The sequence below is a fragment of the Streptomyces sp. NBC_00236 genome, assembly GCF_036195045.1.
Classification (GTDB): domain Bacteria; phylum Actinomycetota; class Actinomycetes; order Streptomycetales; family Streptomycetaceae; genus Streptomyces.
On sequence record NZ_CP108100.1, the window covers coordinates 1,620,044 to 1,631,767 of the forward strand.

The 11,724-nt window shown below is 72.5% G+C and carries 10 protein-coding genes and 1 riboswitch; of the genes, 6 read left to right on the forward strand and 4 right to left on the reverse strand.

Annotated elements, in window-relative coordinates; translation table 11 throughout:
* Nucleotides 1–99 precede the first annotated feature (99 nt).
* Nucleotides 100–1,698 (reverse strand): ABC-F family ATP-binding cassette domain-containing protein, encoded by a 1,599-nt coding sequence (locus OG446_RS07130; protein WP_328893215.1) that lies wholly within the window; start codon nt 1,696–1,698, stop codon nt 100–102.
* A gap of 280 nt (nt 1,699–1,978) precedes the next feature.
* Between OG446_RS07130 and ypfJ the strand changes: the two genes are divergently transcribed.
* Complete coding sequence (gene ypfJ, locus OG446_RS07135; protein ID WP_328893216.1) at nt 1,979–2,869, forward strand: KPN_02809 family neutral zinc metallopeptidase; 891 nt, start codon at nt 1,979–1,981, stop codon at nt 2,867–2,869.
* A 122-nt stretch (nt 2,870–2,991) separates the two neighbouring features.
* Nucleotides 2,992–3,405 (forward strand): VOC family protein, encoded by a 414-nt coding sequence (locus OG446_RS07140; RefSeq protein ID WP_328898229.1) that lies wholly within the window; start codon nt 2,992–2,994, stop codon nt 3,403–3,405.
* A gap of 121 nt (nt 3,406–3,526) precedes the next feature.
* Here the strand turns inward: OG446_RS07140 and OG446_RS07145 are convergent, their stop codons facing one another.
* The 3 genes from OG446_RS07145 to OG446_RS07155 all read right to left on the reverse strand — a co-directional run bounded on the left by OG446_RS07145 (nt 3,527) and on the right by OG446_RS07155 (nt 6,954).
* Nucleotides 3,527–4,837 (reverse strand): hypothetical protein, encoded by a 1,311-nt coding sequence (locus OG446_RS07145; RefSeq protein ID WP_328898230.1) that lies wholly within the window; start codon nt 4,835–4,837, stop codon nt 3,527–3,529.
* A 185-nt stretch (nt 4,838–5,022) separates the two neighbouring features.
* Complete coding sequence (locus OG446_RS07150) at nt 5,023–6,153, reverse strand: alpha/beta hydrolase (protein WP_328893217.1); 1,131 nt, start codon at nt 6,151–6,153, stop codon at nt 5,023–5,025.
* A gap of 132 nt (nt 6,154–6,285) precedes the next feature.
* Nucleotides 6,286–6,954 (reverse strand): class II aldolase/adducin family protein, encoded by a 669-nt coding sequence (locus tag OG446_RS07155; RefSeq protein ID WP_328893218.1) that lies wholly within the window; start codon nt 6,952–6,954, stop codon nt 6,286–6,288.
* 236 nt (nt 6,955–7,190) lie between these two features.
* On the opposite strand from OG446_RS07155, the gene OG446_RS07160 reads away from it, so the two are divergent.
* The 4 genes from OG446_RS07160 (at nt 7,191) to OG446_RS07175 (ending at nt 11,704) form a co-directional block, all read left to right on the forward strand.
* Nucleotides 7,191–8,453, forward strand: a complete 1,263-nt coding sequence (locus tag OG446_RS07160; protein ID WP_328893219.1) for an inorganic phosphate transporter — start codon at nt 7,191–7,193, stop codon at nt 8,451–8,453.
* A gap of 24 nt (nt 8,454–8,477) precedes the next feature.
* Nucleotides 8,478–8,723: a hypothetical protein gene (locus OG446_RS07165; RefSeq protein ID WP_328893220.1), complete on the forward strand. Its 246-nt coding sequence runs from the start codon at nt 8,478–8,480 to the stop codon at nt 8,721–8,723.
* A gap of 163 nt (nt 8,724–8,886) precedes the next feature.
* Nucleotides 8,887–9,018, forward strand: a riboswitch (cobalamin riboswitch).
* 134 nt (nt 9,019–9,152) lie between these two features.
* Complete coding sequence (locus OG446_RS07170; protein WP_328893221.1) at nt 9,153–10,166, forward strand: cobalamin biosynthesis protein; 1,014 nt, start codon at nt 9,153–9,155, stop codon at nt 10,164–10,166.
* Nucleotides 10,163–11,704 carry a cobyric acid synthase gene (locus OG446_RS07175; RefSeq protein WP_328893222.1) on the forward strand — a complete coding sequence of 514 codons (1,542 nt, stop codon included), beginning with the start codon at nt 10,163–10,165 and terminating at the stop codon, nt 11,702–11,704. The genes OG446_RS07170 and OG446_RS07175 overlap by 4 nt, the downstream gene beginning before the upstream one ends.
* Nucleotides 11,705–11,724 lie beyond the last annotated feature (20 nt).

The following is an 11,724-nucleotide window of genomic DNA, read 5'->3' on the forward strand; positions in this document are numbered from 1 at the left end:
ATCCAGTGCGAGTGGATCAGCGGGCCGCGACGGCCGGAATACGGCCGCCGCGCGCGTGGCGGACGGCCGGGACGGAGCCCGGCACGCGCCCGGACCGGGTCAGGCCAGCGAGACCAGGTCCCGGTAGTCCGCACCCCACAGGTCCTCGACGCCGTCGGGCAGCAGGATGATGCGCTCGGGCTGGAGCGCCTCGACGGCGCCCTCGTCGTGCGTCACGAGGACGACGGCGCCCTTGTACGTGCGCAGCGCGCCGAGGATCTCCTCGCGGCTGGCCGGGTCGAGGTTGTTGGTGGGCTCGTCGAGCAGCAGCACGTTGGCGGAGGAGACGACCAGCGTCGCCAGGGCGAGCCGGGTCTTCTCACCGCCGGAGAGCACCCCGGCCGGCTTGTCCACGTCGTCCCCGGAGAAGAGGAACGAGCCGAGGGTCTTGCGGACCGCCACCAGGTCGAGGTCGGGTGCCGCCGAGCGCATGTTCTCCAGGACGGTGCGGTTCGGGTCGAGGGTCTCGTGTTCCTGGGCGTAGTAGCCGAGCTTCAGCCCGTGGCCCTCGATGATGTCGCCGGTGTCGGGCTTCTCCGCGCCGCCGAGCAGCCGGAGCAGGGTGGTCTTGCCGGCGCCGTTGAGGCCGAGGATGACGACCCGGGAGCCCTTGTCGATCGCGAGGTCGACGTCGGTGAAGATCTCCAGCGACCCGTAGGACTTGGAGAGGCCCTCCGCCATCAGCGGGGTCTTGCCGCACGGAGAGGGGTCGGGGAAGCGCAGCTTGGCGACCTTGTCGGAGACCCGGACGGCCTCCAGGCCGGAGAGCAGCCGGTCGGCGCGCTTGGCCATGTTCTGCGCGGCCACGGTCTTGGTGGCCTTGGCGCGCATCTTGTCGGCCTGGGCGTTGAGCGTCGCAGCCTTCTTCTCGGCGTTCTGCCGCTCGCGCTTGCGGCGCTTCTCGTCGGCCTCGCGCTGCTGCTGGTAGAGCTTCCAGCCCATGTTGTAGACGTCGATCTGCGAGCGGTTGGCGTCGAGGTAGAAGACCTTGTTGACGACCGTCTCGACGAGCTCGACGTCGTGGGAGATCACGATGAATCCGCCGCGGTAGCTCTTGAGGTAGTCGCGCAGCCAGACGATCGAGTCGGCGTCCAGGTGGTTGGTGGGCTCGTCGAGGAGCAGGGTGTCGGCGTCCGAGAAGAGGATCCGGGCCAGCTCGACACGGCGTCGCTGACCACCGGAGAGCGTGTGGAGCGGCTGGCCCAGCACCCGGTCGGGAAGGCTGAGGGCCGCGGCGATGGTGGCCGCCTCGGCCTCGGCCGCATAGCCGCCCTTGGTGAGGAACTCCGTCTCCAGGCGCTCGTACTTCTTCATCGCCTTCTCGCGGGTGGCGCCCTTGCCGTTCGCCATCCGCTCCTCGTTCTCCCGCATCTTGCGCAGGATCTCGTCGAGGCCGCGGGCGGACAGGATGCGGTCCCGGGCGAGCACGTCGAGGTCGCCGGTGCGCGGGTCCTGCGGCAGGTAGCCGACCTCGCCGGAGCGGGTGATGGTGCCGGCCGCCGGGGTGCCCTCGCCCGCGAGGCACTTGGTGAGGGTGGTCTTGCCCGCCCCGTTGCGGCCGACGAGGCCGATGCGGTCACCCTTGGCGATGCGGAAGGAGGCGGATTCGATGAGCATGCGGGCGCCGGCGCGCAGCTCGATGCCGGAAGCGGTGATCACGGGGGAAAACTCCAGAGCGGTATGGACGGCGGAGGAACGACTAGCGATTCACGACTCGACGCCGTTACTCACGCACACGCACAAGGAGAATTGCCATGAGAACCAGTCTACTGGCGGTGTCCAACCACTTTTCCGCCTGCTCCCACCGCAGTTGCCGAAAGCTCGCCCAGCGCGCCCGACCGGCCCCACCCCACAGGGAAAAACGGGCATTGCGGTGTGAATTATCCGATACTCGGCGCATGGCTGTGCGGCAGCCGCGAGCGGAGCAGAGGGTGGTGCCATGCAGTTCGACGACGACGCCGATCTGGACACGTCCGAGGTCCAGGACACGCGCGGCAGCCGCATCCCCGGCGGCAGGGCCACCGTGGGCGGCGGGATCGCGGGGGTCATCGCGCTGATCCTGGGGCTGCTCTTCGGGGTCGGCCCCGATCAGCTCGGGCTCTCCTCCGGCGACTCGGGCACGACCGCGACCGCCTCGTCGGCGGCACAGGTCCAGCAGGACTGCCGGACCGGCCGGGACGCCAACACCAAGGACGACTGCCGGACGGTCGCGGTGGTCAACAGCGTGCAGGACTACTGGGGCCAGGAGTTCCAGCGGCGCGACGCCACGTACGGCAGCGCCCGCACGGTCCTGTTCACCGACCGGGTCAGCACGGCCTGCGGGTCGGCGACCTCGGCCGTGGGGCCGTTCTACTGCCCCGGTGACCGGCAGGTCTATCTGGACCTGGGCTTCTTCGACGAGCTGCGGACCAAGTTCGGGTCGAGCGGCGGACCGTTCGCCGAGGCCTACGTCGTCGCGCACGAGTACGGACACCACGTGCAGAACCAGATGGGGACGCTGGCCCGCTCGCAGGACGGACGGACCGGCGAGAACAGCAACGCGGTGAAGGTGGAACTCCAGGCGGACTGCTACGCCGGGGTCTGGGCGAACCACGCGACGACCACGCCGGACGAGTCGACCGGCCGCCCCCTCATCACCGAACTCACCCGGGCGGACATCCGGGACGGGCTCGACGCGGCCGCGTCGGTCGGGGACGACCGGATCCAGGAGAAGTTCCAGGGCCGGGTCACCCCCGAGTCCTGGACGCACGGCTCGGCCGCGCAGCGCCAGCAGTGGTTCACCACCGGCTTCACCAGCGGCGACATGGCCGCCTGCGACACCTTCCGCTGACCTGCGCGAACGACGAGGAGCGGCGCTGCGCAGGTCGTTGTCAGTGCCCGGTGCAAGACTGAGACGCAGATCACAGCCGGGGCGTGCGGGGCCCGGTTCGGCGCGAGAAGGGAATGAGCACGATGGCAGACGCGACGACAGGCGTACCGACGGTCTATCCGACGCTTCTGTACGACGACGCGAAGGCCGCGATCAGGACGCTGACCCAGGGGCTCGGCTTCACCGAGGAAGCGGTGTACGAGGGCGAGGACGGCACGGTGATGCACGCGGAGCTGTCCTGCGGCAACGGCAGGGTGATGCTGGGCTCCAACGGTCGCGAGGGCGTCTTCGCCAAGGCGATGCAGGGGGCCGGACCGGCCGGTGTCTATGTGGTGGTCGACGAGGTGGACGCCCACCACGCACGGGCCGTGGAGTACGGGGTGGAGATCCTCATGCCGCCCACCGACCAGGACTACGGCTCCCGGGACTACATGGCGCGGGACGCGGAGGGCAATGTGTGGAGCTTCGGGACGTACGCCCCGGGATCGGCGGGCTGAGGGGGTCGGGCGCCTGCGGCGGGGCCGAGAGTGCCCCCGCTGCCGCGAAGGTGCGGCGGCGGGGAAGGCCAAGCCCCTCCGGCGGTTGAGGAGCGGGGGTTCGGGGGCGAAGCCCCCGGGTTCAGGCGCCGCCCGTGTGCACCTGGAACGCCGCCTTGCGGACCGCTTTGGCGAGCGCGGGGTCGGGGTGCGCGGCGGCGAGGGCGACCAGGACCTGGACGGTACGCGGGTGGCCCACGGCCCGTACCTCGTCCAGCAGCGCCGGGACGGTGCCCTGCACGGCCGAGTCGAGGTGGCGGACCAGCAGTCCCGTCTCACCGTGGTCGGCGACGGCCGCCGCGGTGTCGACCCAGAGCCAGGTGGCCTCCTCGCGGCTGAGGACCTCCTGGGCGTCCTCGGGGTCGGTTCCGTCGTACTCCGCGAGCCAGAGCAGCGCGTACGGGCGCAGTGACGGGTCGGCGACGACGGCGCGCACCTCGGGCTCGGCCGGTGCGCCGACGACTCTGAGGGCCTCGAAGGCGAGCCCGCGCAGCAGCGCGTCCTCACCGCGGGCCACGCCGAGCAGTTCGGCGACGGCACTGCCGACGGGGCGGGCGGCCAGCCAGGCCCGGTATTCGGCGCGGGCCGGCCCGGGTGTGAGGCGGGCGCAGCCGAGCAGCATGTCGGCGGCGGACTGCTCGATGTTCCCGGCCGGGCTCTGGGCGGCGACGCAGATCTGTTCCAGCTTGACCCAGACCGCCCAGTTGCCGAGCGGGGTCAGGGTGGCGGTCCCGGCGCCGAGGGTGAGCGCGCCGACCGCGGCCAGCCCTTCCAGGGCCCAGTCGAGCAGGAGCGCGACCAGTGCGGCGGGGTGGGCGGTGGGCGCCGGTTCGGCGGGGGCGGGCAGCGGCTGCGGCCCGTACGGCACCTCGCAGCGCTCCTCGTGCAGTTCCGCCACACGCTGGCCGAGCAGGTCCAGGAGGGCGGGCACGGTGACGGGGCCGGCCGAGAGCTGAAGGAGCGAGAGCACCTGGGGCACGGCCTCGACGGCCTCGGCGACCGCGGTGGACTCGATGTCCTGGGGTGCGGGGTGGACGAGCGACCATGCGTCGAACAGCGCCACCCAGCCACGGAGCACGGCGGAGTCGTCGCGGTCCCAGGCACGCAGCCGCCAGCCGGGCCGGGCCCTCTCGCCGTGCAGTTCCACGAGGCCGGCGAGCCGGGCCCGGTCCCAGCCGGAGCGCACCTGGGCCGGGGACAACGCCAGCGCCGCCGCGGCCCGTTCCAGGGCCTGGGCGGCCAGGGGTGGCGTGCCGGGGCTCGCGCCGCCGGCCGCCCAGCGGGCGATCCGTACGGCGTCGGCGAGAGCGGCCCTGGCCTGACGGGCCAGTTCCGCCCGGGGCGGGGTGCCCTCGGGCGGGCGGGGCGCCGGCCTGGTGCGCCGGGTGCTCACGGCCTTGCGAGCGGTGGCGAGGGGTCGCGGGCGGACAAGTCGCAGCCTGGAGTCGCGCGGGGTACGGGACGTCACGGGGAGCAGTCTTGCCTCTGACGGCCCGAAAGCCCAAACGGAACCCGGATCACCGGTGTCGGGGCGGTGCCGCACCGGCCGGGACCAATCGGCCGAAGCGGCACATCAGCTCACATCAGGGGCGTGAGGAAGCGCCGCAGCGTCTCTTCGTAGTGGGCCGGGCCGGCGTTCCACATCGCCGCATGCGGAGCCTGGGGCACGGCGTGCAGGGAGATCAGGTCGGGGCGGCGGGCGGCGAGCTCCCTGGACGGCTGCCAGGGGGCCAGGGTGTCGTCGGGCCCGTGGAAGATCAGCGTCGGCACGTGCAGGGTCGCGGGCAGCGAGGTGTCCAGGAGCCGGGCCCCGTGCAGTCCGGTCTTCCCCTGGGCGGCGCGGACGGCGAGGGGGAGCAGGGCGGAGGGGACGCCGTGGGCGGCGGCCAGGGCGCGCAGCGTGGCCTGCCAGTCCAGCACCGGCGAATCGAGGACGAGTCCACAGATCCGGTCGCGCAGCGCGGAGTTCACGCAGGCGTGCAGGGCCATCGAGGCGCCGGTCGACCAGCCGTGCAGGACGACCTTCTCGGCGCCGTAGCGCACGGCGAAGCGGATGGCCGCGTCCAGGTCCCGCCACTCGGACTCACCGAGATGGGCGAGCCCGTCCGGGGAGCGGGGAGCTCCGGGGTCGCCGCGGTAGGCGAGGTCGAGCACCGGCAGCTGCTGCCCGTGCAGGAAGGCCGTCACGTTCAGCGGGTGTTCCCGGGTGGTGCCGAGGCCGTGTGCGGTGATCACCCAGGTGTCGCGAGGCCCCGGTACGAACCAGGCGGGCAGGCCGCCGAGTTCCCCGGGGATCTCCACCTCGCGGAATTCGAGGCCGAGGGCGGTGGCGGGGTCGCCGCTGTGGAGTTCAGGCGTGATGCGGACCTTGGCGCCGGGGCGCAGGGTGCCGTGGTTCACGCGCTCCAGCCGGCGCACGACGGTGTCGGCCGCCTGGTGGGCCTGGTCGATCACCGGGCCCACGACGGCGTGCACGTCGTCGCCCACCAGCCCGTAGGTGCCCGGCCTGAGTGAGCTGAAGGACCGGGTGAGGGTGACCTGCCCGGCCGCCGTCGCATGCACGGTCAGCCGGCGGTCGGCGGGGAGGGGGCGTCCGGACGGTGCCTTGAGGGCGACGTCGCCGGCGTACCGGCCGGCGGCGACCGCCGCCGCCGCGCCGACGCCGAGGATCGTGGTGACGGCTGCTGCCGTTGCTGTAGCGGGGCGCACGGCTTCAGTGTCACGGGCTTCACCGCGCACGGCCAGCGGGCGGGGCCGTCCGGTGGCCGGCCGGGTCCCCCAGGTCCTGTCGTCGAACTCCCGCCTGCCTTTCGGGCGACGGCGGGAGTTCGACGACAGGACCTACCGGTTTCCGTGCGGCTGCCCGTACCCCTTCAGCGCTTCCCCGACGTCGCTCAGCTGCTCCGGCGTGAGCAGGGCCGGAGTGCGGCCGGGCACCGAGCTCGCGGTGAGCCAGAGGCGGCACAGCCATTCGAGCTGGGCGGTGCGGTCGTACGCCTCGTCGAGGGAGGCACCGTAGGTGACCGTTCCGTGATTGCCCAGCAGGCAGCCGGTGCGGTCGCGCAGGGCCGTGAGCATGTTCTCGGCCAGTTCGTCCGTGCCGTAGCGGGCATAGGCGGCGACCCGGACGGGGCCGCCCAGCATCGCCGCGGCGTAGTGCACCGACGGCACCTCGGCGACCAGCGTGGAGACGGCCGTTGCGTGCACCGCGTGGGTGTGCACCACGGCGGCCGCGTCGGTGTTCCGGTACACCGCGAGATGGAGCGGAAGCTCGCTGGTGGGGGCCATGGTGCCGAGGACCTGGTTGCCCTCCGGATCGACGCCGGTCAGGTCCTCGGGGCGGAGCCGGTCGTACGGCACTCCGCTCGGGGTGACCAGTACGGTTTCGCCGACCCGTGCCGACACGTTGCCCGAGGTGCCCACGACCAGTCCCTCGGAGGCCGTCCGGCGGGCGGTGGCGACGACCGCGTCCCAGGCCCGTTCGATCGAATCCCGCCACTCACCGCTCATACGAAGATCCTTTCAACGGATGAGCGGCCCTCTGCCACCCCTCCCGCGACAGCCTCCCCGGGCGCCGGATTCCGGGCCCACACCGGCCCGTACCGGAATCCCGCCGTCTTCCGGCGGACGAAAAGAGCGACGGCACTCCGGTTGGGGTCACCGCAACGCCCTGCCCAGTTCATCTTCCGTTCACTCAGATTGCCTACGGTCCACGTGCCACTGACGTCGAACGATTGCCTGGGTAAATGGAACACATCACGCTGCTGCTCGCGATTGTGATCGTGACAGCTCTAGTGTTCGATTTCACGAACGGTTTCCACGACACCGCCAACGCGATGGCCACCACCATCTCGACCGGCGCACTCAAACCCAAGACAGCGGTGGCCATGTCCGCCGTTCTCAACCTCGTAGGCGCGTTCCTGTCGGTGGAGGTCGCCAAGACGATCTCCGGCGGGATCATCAACGAAGACGGGCTCAGAACCGAGGTCATCTTCGCGGCGCTCGTCGGCGCCATCCTGTGGAATCTCCTGACCTGGCTGGTCGGCCTGCCCTCCAGCTCCTCCCATGCGCTGTTCGGCGGCCTGATCGGCGCCGCGGTGATGTCCGCGGGCTGGTCGTCGGTCGACGGCGGCACCGTCGTCACCAAGGTGCTGCTCCCCGCGGTCGCCGCACCGGTCGTCGCCGGTCTGGCCGCGCTGCTGGCCACCAAGCTGACGTACCGCATCGGCGGGAAGGTCACGGGCGGCGCCCAGGAGAAGGCCACCGCGAAGGGGTACCGCGCCGGCCAGATCGCCTCGGCCGGGCTCGTGTCGCTCGCGCACGGCACCAACGACGCGCAGAAGACCATGGGCATCATCACGCTCGCCCTGGTCACCGGCGGCGTCCTCTCCCCCGGCTCCAACCCGCCGGTCTGGGTCATCGTCTCCGCGGGCCTCGCCATCGCGCTCGGCACCTATCTGGGCGGCTGGCGCATCATCCGCACCATGGGCAGCGGCCTGACCGAACTGAAGCCGCCGCAGGGCTTCGCCGCCCAGACCAGCGCGGCCACCGTCATCCTGGCCTCCTCCCACCTCGGTTTCTCCCTGTCCACGACCCAGTCGTGCTCCGGCGCCGTCATGGGCGCGGGCCTCGGCCGCAAGGGCGGCGTGGTCCGCTGGTCCACCGCCACCCGGATGTTCGTCGCCTGGGGCCTGACCCTGCCGGCCGCCGGTCTGGTCGGCGCGGGCGCGGAGCTGCTCACCAAGCAGGGGACCTGGGGTGTCGTGGTCGTCGCGGCACTGCTGATCGCCGGTTCCGGTGCGATCTGGATGCTGTCGCGGCGCAAGCCCGTCGGCCACGACGACGTCGCCCCGGCCGGTGAGGACGCCGAGCCCGCGGGCGTCGTCACCACGGCCATCGCGGCCGTCAGCCCGCCGCCCACCGCGGCCGCTCAGCCCCACGACCTCACGGCCACCATCCCGGCCCCCGCCGGGCCGGTCGCCGACCCGGCCCGACCCGCCACGGTCTAAGAGCCCCGGTAAGGACAGATCCCCATGAACATCGACTGGGCAGCCCTCGGCACCGTCTTCGGCGTCTCCCTCGTCGCCACCGTCGCGCTGGTGGGCCTCTTCACCCTCGGCATCGTCGGCCTCTCCAAGCAGCCCGAACCGGCCGCACAGGGCGGCTCGACGGGCGGCCCTGCGGGCGGTTCGCTCATGCTGGTCCGCGCCGGCGCGTACGTCTGCTTCGGCCTGTGCGCCGCGGCCGTGGCCTACGGCATCTACCTGATCGTCGCCTGACCACTGCCTGAGCCCCACCGGTCCCACCCTCATCGGGCCGGACGCACCTGAGGTGCGTCCGGCCCGATGTGCGTCTCAGCACACTGCACCGTCGCAGGTCAACGGCAAGTTGACGGGCGTTCGCAGAGCGTGGTGGACTGCCGGAGCCATTACGGCGACAGCAGAGGAAGCCGGTGCGAATCCGGCGCGGTCCCGCCACTGTCACCGGGGAGCAGTCCCCCACCACTGGAAGTCACGGTCCACGCAAGCGGACTGGAAGGCCGGGGGAACTGCGGATCCGGAAGCCAGGAGACTCTCGTCGCCGTCACGTCGAACCAGGGCGCGGACCCTGAGTGAGGACATATCGCCATGCCCGGCTGCCGTGCGTCCATTCCTGTGCAACGCAGAACAGGTCCTGAGGTCCTTCGAGGCGCAACGGCCGGCTGAACCGTGCGTGCCGATCGCATCTTCGCGTACGGCGCCACGGCCGGTCTGATCGGCGATCTGCTGCTCGGTGATCCCCGCAGGGGACACCCGGTCGCCGCCTTCGGGCGGGCCGCGGCAGGCGTCGAACGCCGTCTGTGGCGCGACCACCGCGGGTGGGGCGCCCTGCACACCCTGGTCTGCGCCGGAGGCGCCGCCGGGGGCGCCGCGCTGGCCTCCCGTGCCCTGCGCCGCCACCCCGCCGCGTCCGTCGCCCTGACCGCCGCCGCCACCTGGTCCGTCATCGGTGGTACGTCGCTGGGGCGCGAGGCCCGGGCCATCGGTGGCGCGCTCGCCGCCGGGGACATCGAACTGGCCCGGGAGCGGCTGCCGCATCTGTGCGGCCGCGACCCGCAGTCCCTGGACGGGCCGCAGATCGCCCGCGCCGTCGTGGAGTCCGTCGCCGAGAACACCTCGGACGCCGTGGTCGGCGCCCTGGTGTGGGGCGCGCTGGGCGGGGTGCCCGGACTCGTCGGGTTCCGGGCCGCCAACACGCTCGACGCGATGGTCGGTCACAAGTCGCCCCGCTACCGGCGTTACGGCTGGGCCTCGGCCCGCCTCGACGACCTCGCGGGCTGGCCCGGCGCCCGGCTGACGGCCCTGCTCGCCGTGACCGCCGGGGGGCGGCCACGGGGAGCGGTCCGCGCCTGGCGGGCCGACGCCGCCAAGCACCCGAGCCCGAACGCGGGCCCGGTGGAAGCCTCGTTCGCCGGTGCGCTCGGCGTACGGCTCGGCGGGACGCTCGCCTACGGCGGCCGGGTCGAGCACCGTCCCGTGCTCAACGGGGAGACGGGCCGCGCGGTGGAGCCCGCCGACATCGAACGGGCCGTACGGCTGTCGCGCCGGGTGAGCGCGCTGGCCCTCGGCGTGAGCGTGGCGGCCCGGCTGGGCGCGGGGTTCGCGGCACGAGGCATCGCGGGGGCCCGTACGGCCGGTTCCCGCAGCACGACACCTCGACTCTCAGGACGGAGACCGACATGAGCGGCGGACTGCTGGTCGCCGGGACCACATCGGACGCGGGCAAGAGCGTCGTCACGGCGGGCATCTGCCGCTGGCTGGTGCGCCGGGGCGTGAAGGTGGCGCCGTTCAAGGCGCAGAACATGTCACTCAACTCCTTCGTCACCCGCGAAGGCGCCGAGATCGGCCGCGCCCAGGCCATGCAGGCCCAGGCCGCCCGGGTGGAGCCGACCGCGCTGATGAACCCGGTGCTGCTCAAGCCCGGCAGCGACCGCTCCAGCCAGGTCGTCCTGATGGGCCGTCCGGTCGGCGAGATGAGCGCACGCGGCTACCACGGCGGCCGGCAGGAGTCGCTCCTGTCCACCGTCGTGGACTGCCTGGAGCAGCTTCGGGGCACGTATGACGCCGTGATCTGCGAAGGGGCGGGCAGTCCGGCCGAGATCAACCTGCGGCGCACGGACATCGTGAACATGGGCATCGCCCGGGCGGCACGCTTCCCGGTGGTGGTCGTCGGCGACATCGACCGCGGCGGGGTCTTCGCCTCGTTCTTCGGTACGACGGCGCTGCTCTCTGCCGAGGACCAGTCGCTGATCGCCGGCTACCTGGTCAACAAGTTCCGCGGCGACGTCTCGCTGCTGGAGCCCGGCCTGGACATGCTGCGCGAACTGACGGGACGGCCGACCTACGGGGTGCTGCCGTTCGCCCACGGCCTCGGCATCGACGAGGAGGACGGTCTGCGGGTCTCGCTGCGCGGCACCGTACGCGAGTCGGTCGTCGCCCCGCCGCACGGCGAGGACATCCTGCGCGTCGCCGTGTGCGCCGTGCCGCTGATGTCCAACTTCACCGACGTGGACGCGCTCGCCGCCGAACCGGGCGTCGTCGTGCGGTTCGTGGACCGTCCCGAGGAACTCCACGACGCCGACCTCGTCATCGTGCCCGGCACCCGGGGCACGGTGAAGGCACTCGCCTGGCTGCGCGAGCGCGGGCTCGCCGACGCACTGCTGCGGCGCGCCGCCGAAGGCCGTCCGGTCCTCGGCATCTGCGGCGGCTACCAGATCCTCGGCGAGCACATCGAGGACGACGTGGAGTCGCGCGCCGGGCAGGTCGACGGGCTCGGACTGCTGCCCGTACGCATCCGGTTCGACCGCGAGAAGACCCTCGCCCGCCCGGCCGGGGAAGCGCTCGGCGCCCCGGTCGAGGGGTACGAGATCCACCACGGCGTCGCGGACGTACGAGGCGGCGAACCCTTCCTCACCGACGGGCACGGACAGCGCCTCGACGGCTGCCGGTCCGGCGCCGTGTGGGGCACCCACTGGCACGGCTCGCTGGAGAGCGACACCTTCCGGCGCCGCTTCCTGACCGAGATCGCCAAGGCCGCCGGCCGCCGTTTCGTCCCCGCCCCCGGCACCTGCTTCGCCGGACTGCGCGAGGAACAGCTCGACCGCCTCGGCGACCTGATCGAGGAACACGCGGACACCGATGCGCTGTGGCGACTCATCGAGTCGGGCGCACCGGCAGGACTTCCCTTCATCGCCCCCGGAGCACCTGGAGCACGCGCATGAACGCGCCACTGACCGCCCCC